The organism is Chitinophaga oryzae, assembly GCF_012516375.2.
GTDB lineage: Bacteria > Bacteroidota > Bacteroidia > Chitinophagales > Chitinophagaceae > Chitinophaga > Chitinophaga oryzae.
The window spans coordinates 1,402,572-1,426,041 of sequence record NZ_CP051204.2 but is presented as its reverse complement, the minus strand read 5'-3'; the positions used below and the strand labels follow the sequence as shown (position 1 = coordinate 1,426,041).

The window sequence follows — 23,470 nt, the reverse complement described above, 5'->3', positions numbered from 1 at the left end:
TTCATTTTGTTAATCCCGCAATGCATGCCCGGTATAATGTAAAAAAACATCTTCCAGGTTGCGGCATTCTGGCAGCGCACTGATCAACAGTTCGGGCTTGCCCTGGAGTATCATTTTACCCTCGTCCATGATCACCACCTCGTCACAAAGCGACTGCGCTTCTTCCAGCAGATGGGAGGTGTACAGGATACTGGCCCCCTGCTCGTTGTAGCGGCGCAGGAATTGCAGGATCATGCTGCGCGACTGTACGTCCACCCCTGCGGTAGGCTCGTCCAGTATCAGCAAATCGGGTTCATGCAGGATAGCGGCGATAATGTTCGCACGGCGTTTCATGCCCCCCGAATATTTGTGAATTTCTTTGTGTGCACTCTTTTCCAGCCCAAACACTTCGAGATAATGCATGATCCGGTCGTACAGCACTTTACCCTTAAACCCGTACAGGTTGCCGAAATAAGTGAGGTTTTCGACTGCCGACAACTGGGGATACAGGGCTATCTGTTGCGGCACAATGCCGATAATTTTTTTTATCTGCTCCCGGTGAGCGGCGTCCTGCGGCAGCCCGTGTATCATCACGTTCCCGCTGTCAGCCCTTACCAGGCCGCACAAAATAGAAATGGTCGTCGTTTTGCCGGCCCCGTTAGGTCCCAGCAACCCGCCGATTTTCCCTTCCGGAAAGGCAAACGTCAATCCTTTGAGCGTGGCTTCCGCCGCGCCTTTATAGGTTTTACACAATTCCTTTACCGCTATACTTGCCATCCTTATTGGGTTATTTTTTTATTTGGTTATTGGATTTACGGATTCTCCGCAACTCCAATAACCAAATGTCAAAATATCAAAATATTTAAATTCCTAAATTTTCGCCAGCTTTTTGAAAAAGGCCTCTTCCGCTGCGGCACACTGTATTAACATTTCGCTCAGCTCTTTGTAAGACACGTTGTCGGCCGACCGGCTTTTGCATACCCTGCCAGCCGAAAAGGCGAAATTACGCCAAAGATCTCCGGCCTGTGTAAGTTCTGTAGCCAGGCGGCTCAGCTCGGGCTTGTTCAGTAACTCCGCTGATTCCTGCAGGAAAGCAGCATATACGAAACGGAAGCCGGCGCCGCCGGTACCTATCTCCTCCTGCATCCGGATCACGTTGCCCAGGTAAAGCGCGGATTTGCGCTCTCCCACTTTCTGCGGATAATCTTTTACCCGGTTGGCCAGGAAACGGATACCCTTTACCCCGAACATCGGGAAAGGGATTTTCAGCATATAGTGACAGGTCTGTGCAATCCCTTCTTTAATTGGTTTTTCGAAAGACGCTTTTCCGGGGACGTATACCGGGTAGTACATTTTCCCTTTGGGGGCCGGAAAGCCTTTGGCAAAGCGGGCCTGCGCCAGGCTGTCGGGATCTATCTCGGTCACGGTGTCCATCACCGGATCACTTACCAGGTACTGGTCGTCTCTTTTGCCGTATACCACCAGGTTGTGGGCATTGAAATGGAAACGATAGGAAGGCGGGAAATAAGGCAGGTAATAAACGCTGGAAAGCAGCCCTACCGGCGTGCCGTCGGCCACTACACGGTCCAGCGCGGCCATCCCTTTTTCCGGGGAAGAGAATTTTGCGGTCTCCATTTTCACCCCCAGCCGCTTACACACCCGTTGAAAAATAGCGCCTGGCCAGATACGATAGGTCGTGCCCGGCACACCGTTCACTTTTACAAAGGGAAGGTGCGCGAAAAAGATGCCGGCGCCAATGCCAAATGCCATCGGCTCGCTGATCTTCAGGCCATGATGTCCCAGCAGGTTGGAGATAACACCGCTTTCACAGTGGGCCGTCTGCGTATGACGAAATTGATGGTTGTTCATAATTATTGCGTGTGCACGCAAAGCAGCAAAGCAACAAAGCAGCAAAGATCATTCAACATAAATTCCTTTGCAGCTTTGTTGCTTTGCGACTTTGCGTAATAGTACATTTATTTGATATGCAGTAAATCGTCCTTACTGATTTTAAAGGCATCTGCATAGCGCTGCAGCATCTTATCGCTCAGGCGCCGGAACACGGCCGGTTTCATATGCCGTTTCACCTGCCACTGGAACTTCCCAACGTAGTTGGCCAGCAGGGCCAGGTCCATCAGGTTTTTTTCCATGTAATAAGCGATAGGGCTGATTTCTCCGGACTGTACCAGCACTTTGGCGGCTGCTACTTTTTCATTGACTTCTTCCCAGGCCTGCGTAAGCGCAATGTTTTCCGGCTCCCACCCTGAACTCTGCACCTGTACGTAGTTACCGGAGTTGTCCACCGCATACATAATCTGTTTGAATGAGCCTTCATGCAGGTTATCGCTATCCTGCGGCACTTCGTCTTTTTTCATGACTGCAGTTTTAGAAGTGAACGCCTATACAACAGTGATGTGTGCATAAGCATAGGAAAAACGCGCACTTTCAGGCACCATCATCACTATCTTCTGTCCTTTCCGGAAGCGGCCGGTGTTCATCAGCTCTTCCAGCATCAGATAAGGGGAAGCGGTACCAACGTTGCCTACCCATGCCAGGTTGGTGAACCATTTTTCCAGCGGAATAGGTACGCCCAGGCGGGTGATTTCTTCATCGATCTTTAAACGGAAAAATTCGGAAGATAAATGTGGCAGGAAGAAATCAATTTCATCGAGGTTGATGTTATGTCTTTCTACCAGTTCTTTCCACATCTGTGCGCCGGAAGGCACTATGTTTTTACCCAACAGGCGGGTATCTTGTTTGAAAGAGAATACGCTGTGCTGCGCCCATTCATCGGGCGTCATGTCGATCCAGCCTTTGGTGCTGCCGTCCGGATTTTTGATGGAACCGGCGTACATGCATGTTTCCAGCTCATTGGCGTAGGACAGGATCTCTACCCAGTCTACGCGCAGTGACAGGCCTTCTTCATTCGGCTTGTCCTGGAAAAGGGCGGCGCTGGCGCCGTCAGACAACATCCAGCGGAGGAAGTCTTTTTCAAAAGCGATGATCGGATTTTCATCCAGCGCTTTCAGGTTCTCTGCTTCCGGCTGGAACTTCTGCGCCAGCATCCAGGCGGAGAATTTTTCAGAACCGGTGCTCACGGCATTGGCCGTGTTACCGCAACGGATAGACATCCAGGCGTATTTAAAAGCCTGCATGCCTGCCGCGCATGCCCCGGTAGCAGCAATCAGCTCCACAGGCTGGCATTTCAGCAGGCCGTGTACCATGGCGGCGTGGTTGGGCAACAGCTGGTCAGGCGATGTAGTACCGCAGGCCAGTAATTGTAATTTGCTGATGGGGAATTTTTCATCAAACAATGCGCTGACTGCGTTGGCGGTCATCTCAGCGTTGGAATGAGTGGAGTTGCCGTCCTTGTCCAGCGAATAGTACCGGTTTTTGATTTTGTTGTTGCCCAAAATCTTCAACCGCGCACGGGAAGGTCTTCCGTCTACCATTCCGAGAATGCTCTCCATTTCATCATTTTCAACAGGCTTGTTAGGTAAAAATTTAGATAGCCTGGTAATATAAACTTCCTTCATTTGAAAATAATTCGTCTTTTAAGGCCGCATGCAATCCCCTAGTGACAACCGTTATTAGCCAGCCTTCCTGCGGTGATAAACATGTTTGTTTTTGTATACTTTTAAGCGGACGTAAATTAATAACTCTAAACGGAATTACAATTTTCACGCCACCCGCGCAGATTTCCGGTACGGATGCAGGTTAGCGTAAACCAATTCCTTTATAATATTCCACCTCCCGTTTCAACTCGTTCCGTTTCAGGTTGAGCTTGATGAACGAAGATATCAGTGTGATGGGTGTCAGAACAAAGATGCCTATTAGCAGGAGCGTCCGGTACATCGTCACCCTGCCCTGACGGGCCGGCGCCCCGGGACCGCCTTTGGCGCTGATGAATTTGGCCCAGAAACGGAAGGCGCTGATACCGTTGTTTTCCAGCAGTACGAGGTTAGGCAATAATTCCACTGCGTCCAGCGACATCAGTTGCGGATGCAGCGATTCCCATTTTCCCGTCTCCAGCGCCGTAGCAATGGGACCGGCAAAACGGCTGGAGGTGATGATTTCATTTTCCTGGACCCCTGCCTGCGGTAAAAAGCGGGTAGCTTCTTTCTTTCCTTTGAAAGCCCAACGCAAAATGGTGATCAGGGAAACCAGGTTAGGTGATTTATCTACCAGTACGATATTTCCTGCCAGGTGGGCTCCCATGCGGTGCAGGTAACCTTTTACCCGCTCCTGCGCGTTGAGCCACATGTTGCGGCTGCCCAGCAGCGTAATCACCGGCTTGCCTTTCAACAGGCGGGCGGCTGCCTCACTTTGCAGGAAGGCGGCTGTCGGCTGGGAAGGAGACAGAAACCAGGGCTGATAGGCCAGCAATACCAGGTCGAAGTGTGCATTCACATCCACCTTCAACGGCTGGATGCCGCGAGGCGTATCCTGCACCGTTTCCGGCATCGTATCGTAAAACTGCTGCTTTCCCCATGGAAACGGGAAAGGCTGTACAGGAACCAGTTCTTCGTATGTAATGTCCACACTGTTTGCCAGTGGCGCCAACACATGATCAATAATCCTTTTTAATTGGCCTGTCTGGGTATAATATACCACCAGGACCTTCGGTCTTTCGTTCATAAAAGGAATAGGAGTTCAACAATCCAAACTGTAAACATACAAAAAAGGACTATTATTTATGTCATTTAATAATAATTTGACAGTTGCAGGGCTGAGCTTTGGGGTGCGGAGAGGCATTTTCAGTTGGCTTGTGCCCCAGCCAGATACTGCCTCAGCCGGCTTGTTATTGCTGCGGCAGTATCTGGACAAAAGGACTTAGATTTTTTTGAAAATCAATGTAAATAACAGCAAAACTGCTTTCGATATGATTTTTGAAATGTTAAAAATTTGTAAATATTGTAAAACTAAATTTTCTTAACAGAGCCAGAACCCGCTACTGAACTGGATACGGACGGGTTTCCCTTATACTTCACGTCACCGGAACCGGCAATTTTCGCTTCCAGTTTTACGCTGGCGTGTACGCTCGCATCACCGCTGCCCGCTATTTTTACTTCCGCTTCTTCAGACAACAGGCCGTCGCCCACATAATCGCCGCTGCCGGCAATGGAAACATTGACATTCCTGGTTTCTCCCTGCAGGTACATATTACCGGAACCGGCGATGGAAGCTTTTACTTCCGGCGCATTGACGGTACCGTTCATATTACCGGAGCCGGACAGGCTGATCTTCATTTCTTCCTTGCTGTTAAATTTGTCTACCAGCTTGATATCCCCGGAACCCGCCAGCGACACCTCGTCCACGTCCGGCGTCGTCAGGTAGATGTTCACGCTCTTGTGCGTGGAGATATTGGTATTATGCCGGAAACGCACTTTCAGCCGGCCGCCTTCCTCCACCAGTTCCACCAGCGGCGCAATATTGTCTTCCGCCTCTATCACGGCTTTTTTGGCCGCGCCCTGGGACAGGAACACGTTCATGCTGCCTTCTACCTTTATTTTGTGAAATGACGGGGCGCTTCTCTCTTCTTTAATAACGTTGCCACTGCCCTTTACACGGTTTTGACCGATACAGGCGCTGAAAAGGCCCGCTATTGCCAGGGTTACTGCTACGCAGCACAGGGTGATTTTGGTTTGCATAAGTTTAGATTATAAAGAGAAAGATACAACTAGATTTCCTATTTTCTATTTTCAGAATCCGAAATTGAAGGAAGGACTTTATCTTTGCACCACCATGACAGAAAAGATACTTATCCTCGATTTCGGTTCCCAATACACACAGCTGATCGCGCGCAGCATCCGGGAACTGAATGTTTATTGCGAAATTAAACCTTGTCTCCAGCCAATTGCCTGGGACGATTCCATCAAAGGCGTTATTTTGTCCGGCAGCCCTTTCTCCGTCAACGACGAGAAAGCGCCCACCCTCGACATCGCTGCCATCGCCGAAAAAGTACCGGTACTCGGTATCTGCTACGGCGCCCAGCTGATGGCCAAAAACTTCGGCGGTGAGGTGGCTAAAAGCAACATCCGCGAATACGGCCGCGCTTTTATGGAACACAATGACAAAGAGGAAAAATTATTATACGACATCTCCGGTAAAAGCCAGGTTTGGATGAGCCACTCCGATACCATCAAACGTATCCCCGAAAGCTTCCAGATCATCGCTACTACCGAAAATATCCCGGTAGCCGCCTTCAAAAGCACTACCCTCGCGGCCAACCCGATCTTCGGCCTGCAGTTCCACCCGGAAGTGACCCACTCCCTCGAAGGCAAACAGATCATCCGCAACTTCCTGGTACATATCTGTAACTGCCAGCAGGACTGGACCCCGGCGGCTTTTGTACAGGAAACCATCGAAAAAATCAAAGCCCAGGTAGGCGATAAAAGAGTGGTAATGGCCCTCAGCGGCGGTGTAGACTCTACCGTAGCGGCTGAACTGATCCATAAAGCCATCGGCAAAAACCTCTTCTGCATCTTCGTAGACAACGGCCTGTTACGTAAAAATGAATACGAAACCGTACTCGAGTCTTATAAACACATGGGCCTCAACGTAAAAGGCGTTAATGCAAGAGACCTCTTCTATGGCCAGCTCGACGGTGTTTCCGATCCGGAGAAAAAACGCAAAATCATCGGACGCCTCTTCATCGAAGTGTTCCAGCATGAATCTGCACAACTGACAGACATCTCCTTCCTCGGACAAGGCACCATCTACCCGGATGTGATCGAATCTGTATCCGTAAACGGTCCTTCCGTTACCATCAAATCCCACCACAACGTGGGCGGCCTGCCTGAAAAAATGAATATGCAGCTGGTAGAACCCCTGCGCTTCCTCTTTAAAGATGAAGTACGCCGCGTAGGCCGCGAAATCGGTATCAGCGACGTATTCCTCGGACGCCACCCGTTCCCCGGCCCCGGTCTCGCTATCCGTATCCTCGGCGCTATCACGCCGGATAAAGTAGCCATGCTCCAGGAAGCAGACGCTATCTATATCGAAGGACTGCGCGAAGCCGGTCTCTATGACAAAGTATGGCAGGCAGGCACCATCCTCCTCCCCGTACAAAGCGTAGGCGTAATGGGCGACGAACGTACCTACGAATTCACCGTAGCCCTCAGGGCGGTAACTTCCACCGACGGTATGACCGCCGACTGGGCACACCTCCCCTACGAATTCCTGGCTAAAATGTCCAACGACATCATCAACCGGGTAAAAGGCATCAACCGCGTGGTATACGACATCAGCTCCAAACCACCTGCTACGATCGAGTGGGAATAATATTGAATTACGAATTACGAATTGAGGGCTTCCTGGTAGAGCGGTTACTAAATAACCTTTCCATAAGGAAGCCCTCAATTCGTAATTCGTAATTTAACCCGGAATGATTTTTGTAAATTAGCGCCCATTATGAACCAATTGATATCTGTTAAAAACCTGCTGGCCGGATTGGCGCTGTTGGTACTGTTCACAGCCTGTTCTTCCTCCAGGAAGAGCGCCAGCCGTGTAGACGGTCCCCCGCCTTCCCTGAGCAAGCCCACACCGGAAAAGAAACCGGAAAACAAAAAAGAAACTGCCAAGGCAGCCCCCTTCAACGTACCGGCTTTCGCCCGGGAAGTGAAGAAGCCAACTTACAACATCGCGCTCTTTGCACCGCTGTTCCTCGACTCCGCATTTGCCAACTCCAACGATATTCCCGGCCGTACCATGCCCCGCTACGTACTGCCCGGCCTCGAATTTTACGAAGGCGCCCAGCTGGCGCTGGACAGCCTCCAACAACTGGGTTACAACCTCAAAGTCAATGTGTATGACACCAAAGGCCGTCAAAATGTTTCGTCGCTGATCAGCAACAAAGCACTCGACGCCACCGACCTCATCATCGGCTCCTTCAGCAACCCGGAACTGAAAGAGGTGAGCGATTTCGTTAAAAAGAAAGAAATCAACCTCGTGTCCGCCACGCTGCCCAATGATGCAGGCATCAACGACAATCCGTTCCTGTTCATCCCGAACAGCACCCTGAAAACACACTGTGAAGCCATCCACAACTATGTACAGGAGGCTTTCTCCAATAAAAATATTGTACTGCTCCGCCGTAATACGCCCTTCGAAAGCCGCCTCGCAGCCGATTTCAAAGCGTCATACGACAAAATGAACAATCCGAAAAAATCCCGGATCCGCGAAGCCATCTGGAGCGAAAGCACCACCCCGGAAGAACTGTCCAAATACCTGCTCACCGACAGGCCAAACGTCATCATCGTGACCGCCTTCGAAGAGGGCGGCATTAAAAGCATCCTGCGTAAACTCAGCGTAGCCAACGCTACCTACCCGATGCAGATATTCGGTATGCCTACCTGGGATGTGCTGAAGCTGAAAGACCCGGAATTCAAAAACCTGCAGGTATTCTACTCTTCCCCTTATTTCAACGATAAATCTGATACCTACAGCCGCTATCTGAGCGACTATTTCCGCAGGACCTACAAAGCGCGCCCTTCCGATATGGCGTATAAAGGCTTTGACCTTACTTATTACTTCGTACGGCTGCTGCACACCAACGGCGTATATTTCAACGGCGCTGTGGAAGCATCGTCCCCGGTCATCACCCGCTTTAATTTCCAGCCGGTGTACGCCCGCGAGAACGAACAAACACCTTCTTACTTCGAAAACAAAAACATCTTCATCATCCAGAAAGGCGACAGCGTGGATGTGAAAATGAATCAATAAAGATTTTACAGCTGTCCACGGATAGCTTGTTGAGTCGAACACGGCCATGGCAGCAGCCATGGCCTTTTTTTTGTATATTCATGGTAATGGAGCTGCTTCAATTTACCGACAAAGGCATCTGGTGCGCTGCAGGCGATTTTTACATCGATCCCTGGAAACCCGTACAGCGCGCCGTGATTACACATGCGCATTCCGACCACGCCCGCTGGGGCAACCAGTATTATCTCTGCGAACAAACCAGCATTCCGCTGCTAAAACTGCGGCTGGGCGCCGATATCAATGTACAGGGCATTCCCTACGGCGAAACCATCTACTTCAATGGCGTCAGGCTCTCCCTGCATCCTGCCGGCCATATGATCGGCTCCGCGCAGGTAAGGGTGGAGCTGAACGGAGAAGTATGGGTAGCCAGCGGGGACTACAAGCTCGAAGCCGATGGCGTTTCCCTGCCCTTTGAACCGGTACGCTGCCATACGTTCATCACGGAGTCTACCTTCGGACTGCCTGTCTACCGTTGGGAGCCGCAACAGCAGCTATTTTCCCGCATCACCAACTGGATATACGAAAATCAGCAGGCCGGCAAAGCATCGGTCATCACCGCTTACAGCCTCGGCAAAGCGCAACGCCTGCTCTTTCATCTGCAGGATAAGATCACCCGTCTCATGGGCCATGGCGCCATCACCAACGTCAACGACCTGCTGACAGCGCAGGGCTATCCGTTGCCCACCGTGGAAAGAATAACACCCGATACACCTAAAACCGCTTTTAAAAATGCAGTCATCATAGCGCCGCCTTCGGCGGATGACTCAGCCTGGATGCGCCGCTTCAACCCTTACTCGCTGGGCGTATGCAGCGGCTGGATGCAGGTAAGGGGACATATGCGCAGACGCAATGCCGATGCAGGCTTTGCACTCTCCGACCATGCAGACTGGAACGGACTGCTGGAAGCGGTGGCCGCCACAGGCGCCACACGCATATACGCCACCCACGGCTTCAGCAGCGTATTTGCCCGCTACCTCAGCGAAAAAGGCCTCGACGCCAGGGAGGTGAGCACCGCCTATGGCGACGAAGAAACCATTACTAACCCGGAAACATAATACCGTGCAACAGTTCGCCCAACTCGTCAGACTGCTGAGCAACAGCACCAAAACCAACGAAAAGCTGGAGGCGCTGAGCCAGTATTTCGCCACCGCCCCGGATAAAGATAAAACCTGGGTGCTGGCGCTGTTTTCCGGCCGCAGGCCCAAACGCACGGTCAACAGCACACAGCTGAAAACATGGTGCATGCAGGCTACCGGCCTGCCCGAATGGCTGTTCAACGAATGTTACCTCACCGTAGGCGATCTCGGCGAAACCATCGCCCTCCTGCTGCCGCCACGCAGCCACCCGGCCAGTCATCCCCTGCATTACTGGCTGGAGCAACTGCAACAGCTCGAGAAAGCCTCCGAACCGGAAAAACAGGCCTTCATCCTGCAAACCTGGGACGCCCTGGATGACAACGAACGTTTTGTGTTCAACAAACTCATCACCGGCGGCTTCCGCATCGGCGTGTCACAGAAAATGATGGTCAACGCACTCGCTAAAACCTACGACATCCCCGCCGCCACGCTGTCACACATGATCAGCGGCACCTGGGACCCCGCCGCCGTCACCATCGAAGCACTCCTGCACCAGAGCACCAGCGGAGCAGACGCCTCCCGCCCCTATCCCTTCTACCTTGCTTACGCCCTCGAAGATACGCCCGCCGGCCTCGGCCCCATCGAAGACTGGCAGGCGGAATGGAAGTGGGACGGCATCCGCGGCCAGATCATCAAAAGAGAAGGACAACTGTTCGTATGGTCCCGCGGCGAAGAACTGATCACCGATAAGTTCCCCGAATTCAGCCCCCTCACCGATACGCTCCCCGACGGCACCGTGATAGACGGCGAAATCCTCACCTATGCCGACGGCAGGCCACTCCCCTTTCAAACACTGCAAACACGCATCGGCCGGAAAAACGTCACCCGCAAACAGCTGCAGGAAGCGCCGGTAGCCTTCCTCAGCTACGACCTGCTGGAGTGGGAAGGCGCCGATATCCGGGAAAAACCACTGATAGAAAGAAGAACATTGCTGGCGCAGGTGGTCCAGGCGCAACAACAACCGGCATTACTGTTATCGCCCGAAGTGACCGCCGCCACATGGGATGAACTGGCGCAGATACGGGAAATGTCGCGCGAGCAGGTCAGCGAGGGTCTGATGCTGAAAAAAAGAAGCGCGCCGTACCAGGTAGGCCGCAAGCGGGGCGACTGGTGGAAGTGGAAAATAGATCCGTACACCATCGACGCAGTGATGATATACGCACAGAAGGGACACGGACGCCGCTCCAACCTTTACACGGATTACACGTTCGCAGTGAAAGACGGCGATCAGCTGGTGCCCTTTACCAAAGCCTATTCCGGCCTGACGGACAAGGAAATTGCGGAGGTGGACAACTGGGTCAAACGGCATTCGCTGGAGAAATTCGGCCCCGTAAGAACGGTAGAACCATTGCTGGTATTTGAAATTGCATTTGAAGGCATTGCCGCTTCCAACCGGCACAAATCGGGCGTAGCCCTGCGCTTTCCCCGCATCAACCGCTGGCGGCAGGATAAACCGGTAGCGGACATCAACACCCTCGAAGATCTGAAAGCCCTGTTACGGCAGGCGGGCGGACAGACGCCATAATCTTACGATGGTATTTTTACCAGCTGTCCCGCTGTAGCAGCGGACTGGCGCCACCAGAAACGGTACAGCTGCAAAATGGCGCCTGTGGCAATCAATGCCAGCACCGCCAGTCCCGCGGCATAACTGTTCCACTGATTCACCACTGCCAACTGCATCATCAATCCCACCAGCGACAATCCCAGTCCGCCGCCCATGGCGTTACAAGTACCGTTAATGCCCGAAGCCAGTCCATGCTGCGCTTCCGGCACTTCCTGTATGGCCAGGATCGTAATAGCAGGAAAAGTGATCGACATTCCGAGTGAGTTGATGCATAATACCGCCAGCAGCATAAATGGCAGGTGCCAAGCCGTGAAATAACTCAATGCAAAAAACAGGATACCAGCCAGCATAAAGCAGCTGCCGGCAATGCCCGTACGCGTTACGCCCAGCCGGTGAAACAGGTGCGGGAGCATATACTTCGAGATCAACCCGGACAAGATACTGAAAGGAAACAACAACAAACCCGCTGTGGAAGAACTGAAACCCAGCACTTCCTGCAGGTACAGGGTCAACAAAAAGATGTAAGGCAGAAAAGTACTGCCCAGTAAGGTAGCGCCGATATTACCGGTAATCACGCCTTTCAGACGGAAAAGATCGAAGTCCACTAACGGCGACGCATGCACCCGTTCTCTTTTGACAAAATAAATACCGGCCGTTAGTAACGCTACCAGCAATAACCCGAAACCTGCGGGATGCGCTGCAATATGGCCCAGGTCGTGGATCAGCCACGCTGTCAGCATCAGCAGCAGGGTAATCAATACACCACTCAGCAAATTACTGTCCTGTTTCACAGCCGGCTGCTGATCATGCGGAATAAAGCGGTAGGCCAGCAGAATGGCAACGCCGATAACCGGCACGTTGATAAAGAAAACCCACTGCCATCCCATCCATGCACTGATAAGGCCACCAATGGCAAGACCGGTGGCAAAACCGATGCCCGCCATGGCGCCGAAGATGCCGAACGCCCTGTTCTTTTCTGCGGGCACCGTGAAAGTATGACTGATGATCGCCATCGCCGCCGGTATGGCCAGCGCTACTCCCAGCCCCTGCAGACCGCGGCAGGTCAACAGCCACGCAAATGACATGGAAAAACCCGCTCCCAGCGAAGCCAGTACAAACAGGATAGCGCCGGTGATAAAAATCTTCCGTCTTCCCATCGTGTCAGACAGCCGGCCTCCCAGCAGTACAAATCCCGCATACATCAGCACGTACACTGTCTGCACCCACTGGATAGCGTCAGGACCGAAATGAAAATAGGTCTGCATGCCCGGCAATGCCATGTTCAACACCGATACGTCCAATGCTTCAAAAAAAATCGCCATGCAGGCCACGGTCAGGATTATTCGCTTTTCCATAGTATCATTTTCTCCACAAACCTAAAATTTTAGAACACAGATCGATCAATTTTGATATTTTTGGAACAAATACACTTAAAACTCACTATATCAAGATATTTTTTCCAAAAAATCGGTAAAATGGACCATAAAAAAGAACAGGAACTGCCCGCGCTCACGCTGGATGATAAGGACATGGGCATCCTCCGGCTGCTGCAGCAGGACGCTAAAATGACGATCCGTGATATTGCGCGACAGCTCAACCTCAGCACCACGCCGGTATATGAGCGTATCCGAAAAATGGAACAGGCGGGGGTTATCAGGCAATACGCCGCCATCGTGGATCCCCGGAAAATAAACAAAGGGATGACGGTGCTCGTTTATATCACCTTAAAAGAGCACAATAAAAAGAACGGCAAAAAATTCATCCAGGAAATCGTCGCTTTCCAGGAGGTGACAGAGTGCCTCAATATATCAGGGGAATTTGACTTTATGATCAAGGTACAGGTAAAAGATATGGATGAGTACCGGGAGTTTTATGTGAACAAACTGGGGGAACTGGATAACCTGAGTCATACCCAAAGTATTTTTGTGATCTCTGTGATAAAAGAAACGCACCAGGTTGTATATTAGCAGTGAACAGTGATTGTTGTTTCTAAATCTACACCGCTAACCTATGCTGAAGCTATACACAGGGTTGTATGCACTATGCCTTTTTCTGACCGCTTTGCCGGCCAGTAGTCAGTCTGCCTGCTTCGCTCACTCCATCGGGGCGGGACTATACTCGGGCGACAATCATTTTGCCGGGGGCGTCATCTATTCACCGCGATTTAATTTTGGTATCCTCTCCCCGCGTTCGGCCTTCGCCATAGGCACGCAGCTGGCACTGGGCGGTAACTTACGCGCCAGTTACTCCCGCTATTCAGAAGGTAACTCCACCAGCTTTTTTATGGCCGACGTTCCGTTATTCCTCACTTACAACTATGGAAACTTTGCCACCACACAGTCCCATACAAAGCTGGGGCTCTTTACCGGCGCGGGTTACGGCTTCCACAACGGTAGCCGCAACGTGGAAAACACGGAGGATGACGAGAATACCAATGACCAGGTGCATGTATCCGGATTTGCATTTACCACCGGTTGCCGTTTCATGATCGGTCATACTTCACTGGGCCTTCACTTCTCCTATCTTTTCAACAACAACAACTACAATCCTGATATTCCCGGTATCGGAAGCGCCGGGCTTTCGTATAACATTCATTCCGGCCGTAAAGTGTTCTAACGCGTGACCGGCAGGAGGTTGTCGAACCCGATGTGATAATCGAGGTAACTGCCCGGCGCCTCTCCCGGCGTATGTACCACCACCATGCTGCATATGGCGCGGCGGCGGGCACTCGCCGTTTCAAAAGCGATGCCCAGCTTTTCATCATCATACACTTCAATGCGGCGGGATCTGTTTTTAGACGCATACACCTTTACCAGCTTCAGGTTGGGATAAGCTTTCCTGACGGCGGTCATCGCGCTGCCCGCGCCCACGTTTTCCGCTGTCCGAAACCGGCGGGAAGTAACCCTGACCTCCTTCACATATTGTGTATCCTGTGTGCGCATGGCAGTAAACACAGCCAATACAGCAGCCGAATCCACCGAGCCGTCTTTCCTGCGGCCGTACCATATCCGCCATGCTTTCATCATAGCGGCATCACCGGTATCAGGCTTTCCCAGCGACGCCAGCTCGTTAGCAGGCATCTCCAGTTTTACATGACCAATGGATTCGCCCGGCACGATCCGCCAGGCTTCCTGTTGTGCACTCACAGCAGTGGTGATGAACAACAATCCGGTTAAAGCGAGCAAACAACGCATATACGTGACATTTGCCTGTACGCCGCAAAAACGTTGCCATGCTCTTTTTAGCTCAACTTATCAGCCGCGTTAAAGAAAATTAAAAACCATTTTGTAATGATTTCCTTAACATTTTCACGGCTACATTTACACCTGTAATGCATTACTGTCATCACCTGCATTAGCCGTATTCATATCAACATACAAAGACAATAACATGAGAAAAACTCTATTTGTACTGCTGGCCGTAATGTCAGTGACAGTGGGGACCTACGCCCAGAAAAAAGTCCATTATGGCCTGAAAGGCGGCTTAAACATCTCAAATAGTACCGCACTTTTCGATTACTTCCGTACTGGCGTATACGCCGGCGCTTTTGCTGAAATCAAATTAAAAGAACGCTGGGCCATACAACCGGAGGTAGTATATTATCGCAACAGCGGCCAGGGAGGGTATCACATTATTACCGACAGAAAAGAGCATTACCTCAGCGTCCCCGTTATGATCAAATATTATATCACACCCAAATTTTATTTGGAAGCAGGGCCTGAGCTGAACTACGTCCTGTCAGCCAATGAAACCGTAGAGGGCCTTACCTACAATAACATAGACCTCTACAATCGCTGGGGACTCAGTGGCTCCGCAGGTTTAGGATATCAACTTCCGTACGGGTTTGGCGTCAATGCCCGGTATTCATACAGCGTCCCCGTAAAAGCTTACTTCCCCGCTGTGTATAACAATACCGGTAAAATCGGGATGACATATACCTTTAAGTGACCGGCCCTTCGTCCATTGTTTCCTCGCAAAGCACGCAAAGATTTTTGTTTTATATTAAGCTCGCAAAGTATAACTGTTGCCGATTATCATATAGTGCGTTTTTAATCATGGTTAGGGTTAATTGATATGATCTCCGATTCTTTGCGTGCTTAATATAAAACAAAAATCTTTGCGTGCTTTGCGTGAAAATATCCGTATTTTAATTGAATGAACCGTAAACATTTTTTATCTGCCCTGGCGACCATCGGTATCAGCCTGCCCGCCACACAAACACTGGCGGCTATAGGCACTACCGATACCGACGCTGCCAAAGAACCTCAAATCCCTCCTTACCTTAAACCCGGGGACATCATCGGTATCACCTGTCCTGCCGGTTATATCAATAGAGAAGAAATTCTGCCCTCCCTGCGCATCATGGAAAAATGGGGCTTTAATATACGTATAGGCAATACCGTTGGTATGCGCGATTATTCTTTCGGTGGCACGGATACCGAGAGAGCAAAGGACTTGCAAGCCATGCTGAACGACCCCAACGTAAAGGCGATCATGTGCGGCCGCGGCGGATACGGATCGGCGCGCATTCTCGACCACCTGGATTTCTCCCGCTTTCATCGCCATCCCAAATGGATCATCGGCTTCAGTGATATTACGGCACTGCATTGCCATGTCAACCGCCATTATGGTATTGCTACCATCCATTCCAAAATGTGCAACAGTTTTCCGGATGATTTCAACAATGCGGAGCCGGAGATACAGGATACCATCATGTCTATCTACCAGGCCCTCACCGGTAAAAAGATGCAGTATACCGCGCCTCCGGATGCCAACAACCGCAAAGGCACGGCCCGTGGCATACTGATAGGCGGCAACCTGTCGGTAATACAGAGCATTTCCGGCACCAATTCAGAAATTGACACCAACGGGAAAATCCTGTTCCTGGAAGAAGTAGGGGAATATCTTTACAATATCGACCGTATGCTGAACACGCTGCAGCGTTCCCATAAACTCGACAACCTCGCCGGGCTCATCATCGGCGGCTTCAACAGGTTAAAGCCGGATGATCCCGGCGAAGAATTCGGACGCACGGTATATGATATGGTGCAGGAAAAAGTAAAAGCCTTTAAATACCCTGTATGCTACAACTTCCCGACAGGGCACCAGAAAAATAACTACGCCCTCAAATGCGGCATGATGCATACCCTCACCGTTACCGACGAAAAAGTGCTGTTAAAGGATTAGTTATTTCACCAGGAAAGTAACGACAAACAAAATGGCCAGTACATACATTACAGGGCTGATCTGTTTGTATCGCCCTGTCAGTACTTTTAGTAATACGTAAGACAGCATGCCGAATACAATCCCTTCCGCGATGCTATAGGTATAAGGCATCATCACGATGGCCAGGAACGCCGGGAGGGCTTCGGTCACATCATTAAAATCTATTTTTACCACGGCGCCCATCATCAGCATTCCCACAATGATCAACGCCGGCGCTGTAGCCGCCTGTGGTATCATGGCAAATACGGGCGCAAAAAACAGCGACAGCAAAAACATAAAAGATACCGTCAGCGCCGTGAGGCCGGTCCTGCCGCCTGCCGCCACGCCGCTGGCACTTTCCACATAAGCTGTCACCACGCTGGTGCCTAACAGCCCTGCCGCGGTAGTGCCCACCGCATCGGCCATCAGCGCCTGCTTGGCCCGCGGTAGCCGCCCGTTTTCATCCAATAGTCCGGCTTTATTACACAGTCCTATCAATGTGCCCACCGTATCAAACAGGTTCACCATCAGCAGGGTGAATAAAATCATCAGCATATCAAGGCTGAAGATCCTGTCAAACTCCAGTTTAAATGCGATAGGCGCCACTGAGGGCGGCAGGCTCACCAGGTGCCCTTCGGGCAGATGGGTAATGCCTAAGGGGATACCTGCCATCGTAGCGGCCAGGATACCGATCAGCAACGCCGCGTTTACCTTCCGGTACATCAGCACAGCGCTGACGATCAGGCCTATCAGCGCTATCAGCGGCCCGATGCTGGTAACGTTGCCCATTTTCAGGATCACGCCTTCCAGTCTGCCTTCGCCTGCGTGATGCATACCGGTTTCTATAATACCGGCGTTGGCCATCCCGATCAGGGCAATCAACAGCCCGATACCCACGGAAATAGCGTGTTTGAGATTTTCGGGGATACTGTTGATGATCGCTTCCCGGATCCGGAACATCGATAAAATGATAAAAATGATCCCTTCAAGAAAAACGGCGGTCAGCGCAAACTGCCAGCTGTAGCCCATGCCTGATACAATAGTGTAGGCAAAGAAAGCATTCAGCCCCATCCCCGGCGCCACGCCAATAGGCAGGCGCGCATACAGTGCCATCACCAGCGTACCGATAGCGGCAGCCAGCGCCGTGGCGGTGATCAGCGCGTTAAAGTCCATCCCCGTCGTTGACAGGATACTGGGGTTCACAGCCAGGATATACGCCATGGTGGAAAAGGTGGTCAAACCAGCGAGTACTTCTTTCTTTACCGTAGTATTGTTTTCGGAGAGCCTGAAAAATTTTGCGAGCATGCTGCAAAAATAAGCGATTCGCGATTTATCATTTTATGCTAATTTCATTTCATGCAACAACGTTCACGCGGATGGAAAGTGATTACCGGATGGCTGGCTGACAAGGACCTTCAACCCTTCAAATTCCAGGAAGACGCCTGGGAGGCGTACCTGGAGGGCCGGTCGGGGATCGTGAATGCACCTACCGGCTTTGGTAAAACCTTCTCGCTCTTCCTCGGCGCCGTCATCGCCTGGATCGACGCCCATCCTAAAGACTATCAGAAAAAAACGAAGAACGGCCTGCAGCTGCTGTGGGTAACACCGCTCCGCGCGCTGGCCAAAGACCTGGGACGGGCCATGGAAGAGGTATTGCGCGAGCTGGACATCCCGTGGGAAGTAGGTATCCGCAGCGGCGACACTCCCGTGGCCACCCGCGCCCGCCAGAAGCTGCAGATGCCGGAAATACTGATCATCACCCCTGAAAGCCTGCACCTGCTGCTGGCCCAGAAAGAATACCCGTCCGTTTTCAGGCACCTGCACACGGTAGTGGTAGACGAATGGCATGAGCTGCTCGGCAGCAAACGCGGCGTCATGGCAGAACTGGCGTTAAGCCGCCTGCGCGGGTTACGGCCAACCCTGAAAGTGTGGGGCATCTCCGCCACTATCGGCAACCTCGACGAAGCGCTGGAAGTATTGCTGGGCCCTTATCACAACGGGGGACTGATCGTTCGCGCCAACCTGAAAAAAAATATCGCCCTGCAAAGCGTGATCCCCCATGAGATAGAGAACTATCCGTGGGCAGGCCACCTCGGCATCCGCATGCTGCCGCAGGCGCTGCCTATCATCAATAACAGCCAGACCACCCTGGTCTTTACCAATACACGCTCCCAATCGGAGATATGGTACCAGTCGCTGCTCAAACATGAGCCCATGCTCGCCGGCGCCCTGGCGCTGCATCACGGGTCCATCGATATGGAACTGCGGATATGGGTGGAAGAAGCGCTGCATAACGGTATCCTCAAAGCAGTGGTATGCACCGCCAGCCTCGACCTGGGCGTGGACTTCCGGCCGGTAGACACCGTCATACAGGTAGGCAGCCCAAAAGGGGTGGCCCGCTTCCTGCAACGGGCAGGCCGTAGCGGACACCAGCCGGGCGCCATCAGCCGTATTTTCTTCCTGCCCACCCACGCACTGGAACTGGTAGAAGCCGCGGCGCTCAAAGCCGCGATGGAAGAAGAGCTGATCGAAAGCCGCATGCCTGTGCTGCTGGCATATGACGTGTTGTTGCAATACCTGATGACGCTCGCCGTTTCCGACGGCTTCCATGCACCGCAGATTTATGAAGAAGTCCGTAAAACCTTTTGCTACCAGGACCTTACGGAAGATGAATGGCAGTGGATACTGGCTTTCCTTACCACCGGCGGCGACGCCCTCGGCAGCTACGACGAGTTCCGCAAACTGGAGCGGCAGGGCGACCACTACTACTGCAAAAGCCGTATGCTGGCCATGCGGCACCGCCTGCATATCGGCACTATCGTCAGCGACGCCATGCTTAAAGTGAAGTTCATGACCGGCGGATATGTAGGCGTTATCGAGGAAAGCTTTATCTCGCGGCTCTCGCCCGGAGACAGCTTCACGCTGGCCGGCCGCAATCTCGAGTTTGTCATGATCAAAGATATGACGGTGCTGGTACGCAAGTCCGGCGCCAAACGGACTATCGTGCCCAGCTACCAGGGCGGACGTATCCCCCTGTCCTCCAACCTCGGCCGTATGTTGCGCAGGAAGTTCAACGAGGCGCTCTCCCGCCGTACCAAAGACCCGGAACTGATAGCGCTGCAGCCGCTGTTCAACCGGCAGGAAGAGCTGTCCCACATCCCGAAAGACAATGAGCTGCTGATCGAAAAAATCACCACCAAAGACGGCTACCACCTTTTCGTATATCCTTTCGAAGGCCGGCTTGTACATGAGGTCATGGCTGCCCTGCTGGCGTACCGCATCAGCCGCATACAACCGATCACCTTTTCCATTGCAATGAACGACTACGGCTTTGAGCTGCTGTCGGACCAACCCATACCGCTGACCACAGAAAACGCCAAAGCGCTGTTTACCACCGATAACCTGCTGACGGAACTGCAGACCAGTGTGAACGCCACCGAAATGGCACGCCGCAAATTCCGCGACATCGCCGTTATCGCCGGCCTGATCTTCCAGGGCTACCCGGGCAAACACAAGGCCAACAGGCACCTTCAGTCGTCCGCTTCCTTACTGTTCAATGTATTCAAAGACTACGACCCACAGAACCTACTGCTGAAGCAGGCTTTCAACGAAGCTTTTTTCTACCAGATGGAAGAGGCCCGTCTGCGCGAAACGCTGGAACGTATCGCGCAGAGCCGTATCGTGATCACCGAGCCCGATAAACTGACGCCTTTCTGCTTCCCTATCAAGGTAGACAGCCTGCGGGACACCATGACCAGCGAGAAGCTGGAAGACCGGATTAAAAAATTGATTGCTGTCAACGAATAGAATTAATAATTTGCAGCCCATGCAAAACAAGGACCACGCGGCGGGGGAGATATTCCGGTTTAAACAACAGCACTGGCATTTATTGCCGGAGAAAGCGATTTACTGGGAAGAGGAGAAAGCACTGATCCTTTCAGATCTGCATCTGGGCAAATCCGCCCATTTCCGGAAAGCCGGCATTGCCGTTCCTGCAGGCATTATGCAGGAAGACCTGTTCCGGCTGCAACAGCTGATCACCCGTTACCTGCCCGTGCGGCTCATTATCGTGGGCGATATGTTCCACAGCCGGCACAACAACGAGGTGCAGTATTTCAAAATATGGCGGGGCCAGTTTTCCCATATCCGGGTAGACCTGGTGCTGGGCAATCATGATATCATGGCGGACGAGATATACAGCCAGCTGGAAGTCAATACCCACGATACGCTCACCGTCAGGAATATCCATTTTATCCACGAGCCCTGCGGGGAAAACAACGGTTACCTGTATACGTTCTCCGGCCACCTGCATCCTGCCGTGGTAATGGCAGGTCCCGCCAGGCAGCGGCTCCGGTTACCCTGCTTCTATTTTGGCCGTTATTGCGGCATTTTACCCGCTTTTGGCGACTTTACCGGGCTGGCCAATCTGGACCCCTACCCGGACGAATCCGTGTTTGTAATCGCCGGAAAATCGATTATCCGGACACAATAATTCAATTACGAATTACGGATTACGAATTAGATTAGAAAGGAGCCATTCGTATTTTGTAATTCGGAATTCGTAATCCGTAATTCGTAATTTCTGATGAAGATAGCTTACCACGAGATATATGCCCATCCGTTACCGGCCGACCACCGGTTTCCAATGGTGAAATACGAGCTGATACCGGCGCAGCTGCTGAGGGAAGGCGTCATCAGCCATGAGCAGCTGTTCGCGCCGGAGGCGGCGGCGGAAGAAGCGATCCTGGCCACCCATACGCTTCCCTGGTGGGAGAAGCTGCGCGACCAGACCCTGTCTGACAGGGAGCAGCGGCATATCGGCTTCCGGCAGTCGCCCCTGCTGACGCAGCGGGAGATCGTTATCGCCCAGGGCACGATCGATATCGCCCTGCATGCACTGGACCATGGCATCGGGTTCAACGTAGCGGGTGGCACCCATCACGCTTTCGCCGACCGGGGAGAAGGCTTCTGCCTGCTCAACGATTTCGCCATCGCGGCCAACTACCTGCTGCAACAAAAGAAAGTGAAAAAGGTGCTGGTGGCAGACCTGGACGTACACCAGGGCAACGGCACCGCCGCCCTTTTTGCCGGCAATGACCGGGTGTTTACCTTCAGTATGCACGGTGCCCACAACTACCCCTTCCATAAGGAAACCTCCGATCTGGACATACCGCTCCCTGACGGCATGACGGACAGCCCCTATCTGCAGCTGCTGGAGGAAACCCTGCCACGGCTGATAGAGAAAGAAAAGCCCGATATCGTTTGTTATCTGTCCGGCGTGGATGTGCTTGAAACGGACCGGTTTGGTAAGCTCAAAGTAACTGCTGCCGGCTGTCGGCAGCGGGATGAAATCGTTTTCAGCCTGTTGCATAAGCACGGCATTCCGTGCGCAGTGGCCATGGGCGGCGGCTATTCCGCGCGTATCAGCGATATTGTGAACGCTCACTGCAATACCTTCAGAACAGGGTTAAATATTTACGGATTTTGATATTTTGATATTTGGGTATTTTGATATTTGGGTATTTGGGTATTTGGGTATTTTGATATTTTAAACTGGCAAAAACGCCTGCATAATTCAATATTTTATCATTTGATATTCACGGATCATTTTTGGGCAAACCCATGAATAACAGGACCTGCCGTTTAAGAACCCGCCAAATATCAAAATAACAAAATATCAAAATTTCTAGGACCTGCCGTTTAAGAACCCGCCAAATATTAAAATAACAAAATATCAAAATATCAAAATTTCTAAATGATCCTCCCGTCTTTCATGAGTAACTGCCGGTCACTCAGCGGCGCCAGCTCTTCGTTGTGGGTAACGATAATAAAGGTTTGCTGAAACTGGTCCCTCAGTTGAAGGAACATGTTATGCAGCTCCCGTGCGTTTTGGGAGTCGAGGTTACCGGTAGGTTCATCGGCCATGACCACGTCGGGGTTGTTGATGAGTGCGCGGGCTACGGCCACCCTTTGTTGTTCGCCGCCGGAAAGCGCCGAGGGTTTGTGTTCCAAACGATGCCCCAGGCCGAGGGTTTTCAGCAGAAAAGCTGCTTTTTCCTTTACCTCGCTTTTGCGGGTGCCGGCTATAAACCCCGGGACACATACATTTTCCAGCGCACTGAACTCAGGCAGCAGGTGGTGGAACTGGAAGATAAAGCCAATATGTCGGTTCCGGAAGTCGGCCAGCGCGTTGCCGCTTAAACCCGTCAGATTGACATTATTCAGCCAGACTTCGCCCTGGGTGGGCTGGTCCAGCGTTCCGAGTATATGCAGCAGGGTACTTTTGCCTGCTCCGGACGATCCAACGATGGTCACGATCTCACCTTTACTGACAGTAATATCTACTCCCTTGAGTATCGGTAAGTTGGAATAATTTTTGGTAACATTGCGAGCGGTTAGCATAACCCAAAGAAAAGTAAATAACCGATAAAATAGTAAAAGTTGTTTATTTCAAATTAAATAATACTTTTGCGGAAAATTAAAAAGTAAAAATTTTAATAAGATGTACTGGACATTAGAATTAGCTTCATACCTGGAGGACGCTCCATGGCCAGCTACTAAAGACGAACTTATTGATTACGCCATTCGTTCCGGTGCACCGATCGAAGTAATCGAGAATTTACAGGAGCTGGAGGATGAGGGAGAAATTTATGAGGGGATTGAAGATATCTGGTCTGATTATCCGTCGCAAGACGACTTCTTCTTCAACGAAGACGAGTACTAGACCCTGAGCGTTTATAGATTGTACTACTCCCGGGCATCCTGTGCCTGATAAAGAACTAAGCCGTTACTGCCGTAGCGGCTTTTCCATTTGATATAAGTC

General features: G+C 51.7%; 22 protein-coding genes. 12 read left to right on the top strand and 10 right to left on the bottom strand.

From position 1 onward, the window contains the following. Window positions 1-9 precede the first annotated feature (9 nt). From HF324_RS05965 to HF324_RS05940, 6 genes are all read right to left on the bottom strand, one after another. Complete coding sequence (locus HF324_RS05965; protein WP_168810428.1) at window positions 10-756, bottom strand: ABC transporter ATP-binding protein; 747 nt, start codon at window positions 754-756, stop codon at window positions 10-12. A gap of 93 nt (window positions 757-849) precedes the next feature. Continuing rightward, a complete protein-coding gene (darH, locus tag HF324_RS05960; RefSeq protein WP_168810426.1) occupies window positions 850-1,848 on the bottom strand; it encodes a BtrH-related acyltransferase DarH in 999 nt (332 codons plus the stop codon). 107 nt (window positions 1,849-1,955) lie between these two features. Further along, window positions 1,956-2,354 carry a flexirubin biosynthesis protein DarG gene (DarG, locus tag HF324_RS05955; protein WP_078668751.1) on the bottom strand — a complete coding sequence of 133 codons (399 nt, stop codon included), beginning with the start codon at window positions 2,352-2,354 and terminating at the stop codon, window positions 1,956-1,958. A 24-nt stretch (window positions 2,355-2,378) separates the two neighbouring features. Then, window positions 2,379-3,515, bottom strand: coding sequence for a dialkylresorcinol biosynthesis protein DarB (darB, locus tag HF324_RS05950; protein WP_168810423.1), 1,137 nt, complete (start codon window positions 3,513-3,515; stop codon window positions 2,379-2,381). 181 nt (window positions 3,516-3,696) lie between these two features. Further along, window positions 3,697-4,617, bottom strand: coding sequence for a dialkylrecorsinol condensing enzyme (locus tag HF324_RS05945; RefSeq protein ID WP_168862102.1), 921 nt, complete (start codon window positions 4,615-4,617; stop codon window positions 3,697-3,699). A gap of 284 nt (window positions 4,618-4,901) precedes the next feature. Further along, on the bottom strand, window positions 4,902-5,630 hold the full coding sequence (locus HF324_RS05940) for a head GIN domain-containing protein (RefSeq protein WP_168810419.1): 729 nt from the start codon (window positions 5,628-5,630) through the stop codon (window positions 4,902-4,904). A 94-nt stretch (window positions 5,631-5,724) separates the two neighbouring features. On the opposite strand from HF324_RS05940, the gene guaA reads away from it, so the two are divergent. The 4 genes from guaA to HF324_RS05920 all read left to right on the top strand — a co-directional run bounded on the left by guaA (window position 5,725) and on the right by HF324_RS05920 (window position 11,403). Continuing rightward, window positions 5,725-7,263, top strand: coding sequence for a glutamine-hydrolyzing GMP synthase (gene guaA, locus HF324_RS05935; RefSeq protein ID WP_168810417.1), 1,539 nt, complete (start codon window positions 5,725-5,727; stop codon window positions 7,261-7,263). A gap of 129 nt (window positions 7,264-7,392) precedes the next feature. Continuing rightward, a complete protein-coding gene (locus HF324_RS05930) occupies window positions 7,393-8,703 on the top strand; it encodes an ABC transporter substrate-binding protein (protein WP_168810415.1) in 1,311 nt (436 codons plus the stop codon). Window positions 8,704-8,789: 86 nt separating this feature from the next. Continuing rightward, the gene (locus HF324_RS05925; RefSeq protein ID WP_168862101.1) at window positions 8,790-9,797 is read left to right on the top strand and encodes a ligase-associated DNA damage response exonuclease; all 1,008 of its coding nucleotides are present in this window, start codon (window positions 8,790-8,792) and stop codon (window positions 9,795-9,797) included. A gap of 4 nt (window positions 9,798-9,801) precedes the next feature. After that, window positions 9,802-11,403: an ATP-dependent DNA ligase gene (locus tag HF324_RS05920; protein WP_168862100.1), complete on the top strand. Its 1,602-nt coding sequence runs from the start codon at window positions 9,802-9,804 to the stop codon at window positions 11,401-11,403. Between the two features lie 2 nt (window positions 11,404-11,405). On the opposite strand, the gene HF324_RS05915 is transcribed toward HF324_RS05920, so the two are convergent. Beyond that, window positions 11,406-12,797, bottom strand: coding sequence for an MFS transporter (locus HF324_RS05915; RefSeq protein ID WP_168862099.1), 1,392 nt, complete (start codon window positions 12,795-12,797; stop codon window positions 11,406-11,408). A gap of 120 nt (window positions 12,798-12,917) precedes the next feature. Between HF324_RS05915 and HF324_RS05910 the strand changes: the two genes are divergently transcribed. Together HF324_RS05910 and HF324_RS05905 are read left to right on the top strand one after the other, a co-directional pair. Beyond that, window positions 12,918-13,409, top strand: coding sequence for an Lrp/AsnC family transcriptional regulator (locus HF324_RS05910; RefSeq protein WP_168810407.1), 492 nt, complete (start codon window positions 12,918-12,920; stop codon window positions 13,407-13,409). Window positions 13,410-13,452: 43 nt separating this feature from the next. Further along, complete coding sequence (locus HF324_RS05905) at window positions 13,453-14,058, top strand: hypothetical protein (protein WP_168810405.1); 606 nt, start codon at window positions 13,453-13,455, stop codon at window positions 14,056-14,058. Here HF324_RS05905 and HF324_RS05900 read toward each other — a convergent pair. Next, window positions 14,055-14,636, bottom strand: coding sequence for a hypothetical protein (locus tag HF324_RS05900; RefSeq protein WP_168810403.1), 582 nt, complete (start codon window positions 14,634-14,636; stop codon window positions 14,055-14,057). The genes HF324_RS05905 and HF324_RS05900 overlap by 4 nt on opposite strands. Before the next feature lie 196 nt (window positions 14,637-14,832). Here HF324_RS05900 and HF324_RS05895 point away from each other — a divergent pair, with 196 nt between their 5' ends. Together HF324_RS05895 and HF324_RS05890 are read left to right on the top strand one after the other, a co-directional pair. After that, window positions 14,833-15,390 carry a porin family protein gene (locus HF324_RS05895; RefSeq protein WP_168862098.1) on the top strand — a complete coding sequence of 186 codons (558 nt, stop codon included), beginning with the start codon at window positions 14,833-14,835 and terminating at the stop codon, window positions 15,388-15,390. Between the two features lie 207 nt (window positions 15,391-15,597). Then, window positions 15,598-16,629 (top strand): S66 peptidase family protein, encoded by a 1,032-nt coding sequence (locus tag HF324_RS05890; protein WP_168862097.1) that lies wholly within the window; start codon window positions 15,598-15,600, stop codon window positions 16,627-16,629. On the opposite strand, the gene HF324_RS05885 is transcribed toward HF324_RS05890, so the two are convergent. Then, complete coding sequence (locus tag HF324_RS05885; RefSeq protein ID WP_168810396.1) at window positions 16,630-17,952, bottom strand: NCS2 family permease; 1,323 nt, start codon at window positions 17,950-17,952, stop codon at window positions 16,630-16,632. Window positions 17,953-18,003: 51 nt separating this feature from the next. Between HF324_RS05885 and HF324_RS05880 the strand changes: the two genes are divergently transcribed. The 3 genes from HF324_RS05880 to HF324_RS05870 all read left to right on the top strand — a co-directional run bounded on the left by HF324_RS05880 (window position 18,004) and on the right by HF324_RS05870 (window position 22,135). Next, complete coding sequence (locus HF324_RS05880; RefSeq protein ID WP_168810394.1) at window positions 18,004-20,454, top strand: ligase-associated DNA damage response DEXH box helicase; 2,451 nt, start codon at window positions 18,004-18,006, stop codon at window positions 20,452-20,454. 19 nt (window positions 20,455-20,473) lie between these two features. Continuing rightward, entirely contained in the window at window positions 20,474-21,139 is a 666-nt protein-coding gene (gene pdeM / locus HF324_RS05875) for a ligase-associated DNA damage response endonuclease PdeM (RefSeq protein WP_168810392.1), read from the top strand. A gap of 93 nt (window positions 21,140-21,232) precedes the next feature. Continuing rightward, window positions 21,233-22,135, top strand: coding sequence for a histone deacetylase family protein (locus HF324_RS05870; protein ID WP_168862096.1), 903 nt, complete (start codon window positions 21,233-21,235; stop codon window positions 22,133-22,135). Between the two features lie 263 nt (window positions 22,136-22,398). On the opposite strand, the gene HF324_RS05865 is transcribed toward HF324_RS05870, so the two are convergent. Next, the gene (locus HF324_RS05865) at window positions 22,399-23,049 is read right to left on the bottom strand and encodes an ABC transporter ATP-binding protein (protein WP_168810388.1); all 651 of its coding nucleotides are present in this window, start codon (window positions 23,047-23,049) and stop codon (window positions 22,399-22,401) included. Window positions 23,050-23,149: 100 nt separating this feature from the next. Here HF324_RS05865 and HF324_RS05860 point away from each other — a divergent pair, with 100 nt between their 5' ends. Continuing rightward, entirely contained in the window at window positions 23,150-23,371 is a 222-nt protein-coding gene (locus HF324_RS05860) for a DUF2795 domain-containing protein (protein WP_012794455.1), read from the top strand. Window positions 23,372-23,470 lie beyond the last annotated feature (99 nt).

What these genes read in the sequence shown, in the direction of transcription:
- darB (WP_168810423.1), bottom strand. Translation starts at nt 3,515, where the DNA reads ATGAAGGAAGTTTATATTACCAGGCTATCTAAATTTTTACCTAACAAG.
- HF324_RS05895 (WP_168862098.1), top strand. Translation starts at nt 14,833, where the DNA reads ATGAGAAAAACTCTATTTGTACTGCTGGCCGTAATGTCAGTGACAGTG.
- HF324_RS05900 (WP_168810403.1), bottom strand. Translation starts at nt 14,636, where the DNA reads ATGCGTTGTTTGCTCGCTTTAACCGGATTGTTGTTCATCACCACTGCT.
- HF324_RS05860 (WP_012794455.1), top strand. Translation starts at nt 23,150, where the DNA reads ATGTACTGGACATTAGAATTAGCTTCATACCTGGAGGACGCTCCATGG.
- darH (WP_168810426.1), bottom strand. Translation starts at nt 1,848, where the DNA reads ATGAACAACCATCAATTTCGTCATACGCAGACGGCCCACTGTGAAAGC.
- HF324_RS05915 (WP_168862099.1), bottom strand. Translation starts at nt 12,797, where the DNA reads ATGGAAAAGCGAATAATCCTGACCGTGGCCTGCATGGCGATTTTTTTT.
- HF324_RS05885 (WP_168810396.1), bottom strand. Translation starts at nt 17,952, where the DNA reads ATGCTCGCAAAATTTTTCAGGCTCTCCGAAAACAATACTACGGTAAAG.
- guaA (WP_168810417.1), top strand. Translation starts at nt 5,725, where the DNA reads ATGACAGAAAAGATACTTATCCTCGATTTCGGTTCCCAATACACACAG.
- HF324_RS05890 (WP_168862097.1), top strand. Translation starts at nt 15,598, where the DNA reads ATGAACCGTAAACATTTTTTATCTGCCCTGGCGACCATCGGTATCAGC.
- HF324_RS05910 (WP_168810407.1), top strand. Translation starts at nt 12,918, where the DNA reads ATGGACCATAAAAAAGAACAGGAACTGCCCGCGCTCACGCTGGATGAT.
- HF324_RS05880 (WP_168810394.1), top strand. Translation starts at nt 18,004, where the DNA reads ATGCAACAACGTTCACGCGGATGGAAAGTGATTACCGGATGGCTGGCT.
- HF324_RS05945 (WP_168862102.1), bottom strand. Translation starts at nt 4,617, where the DNA reads ATGAACGAAAGACCGAAGGTCCTGGTGGTATATTATACCCAGACAGGC.
- HF324_RS05905 (WP_168810405.1), top strand. Translation starts at nt 13,453, where the DNA reads ATGCTGAAGCTATACACAGGGTTGTATGCACTATGCCTTTTTCTGACC.
- HF324_RS05925 (WP_168862101.1), top strand. Translation starts at nt 8,790, where the DNA reads ATGGAGCTGCTTCAATTTACCGACAAAGGCATCTGGTGCGCTGCAGGC.
- HF324_RS05870 (WP_168862096.1), top strand. Translation starts at nt 21,233, where the DNA reads ATGAAGATAGCTTACCACGAGATATATGCCCATCCGTTACCGGCCGAC.
- HF324_RS05930 (WP_168810415.1), top strand. Translation starts at nt 7,393, where the DNA reads ATGAACCAATTGATATCTGTTAAAAACCTGCTGGCCGGATTGGCGCTG.
- DarG (WP_078668751.1), bottom strand. Translation starts at nt 2,354, where the DNA reads ATGAAAAAAGACGAAGTGCCGCAGGATAGCGATAACCTGCATGAAGGC.
- HF324_RS05940 (WP_168810419.1), bottom strand. Translation starts at nt 5,630, where the DNA reads ATGCAAACCAAAATCACCCTGTGCTGCGTAGCAGTAACCCTGGCAATA.
- HF324_RS05865 (WP_168810388.1), bottom strand. Translation starts at nt 23,049, where the DNA reads ATGCTAACCGCTCGCAATGTTACCAAAAATTATTCCAACTTACCGATA.
- HF324_RS05965 (WP_168810428.1), bottom strand. Translation starts at nt 756, where the DNA reads ATGGCAAGTATAGCGGTAAAGGAATTGTGTAAAACCTATAAAGGCGCG.
- pdeM (WP_168810392.1), top strand. Translation starts at nt 20,474, where the DNA reads ATGCAAAACAAGGACCACGCGGCGGGGGAGATATTCCGGTTTAAACAA.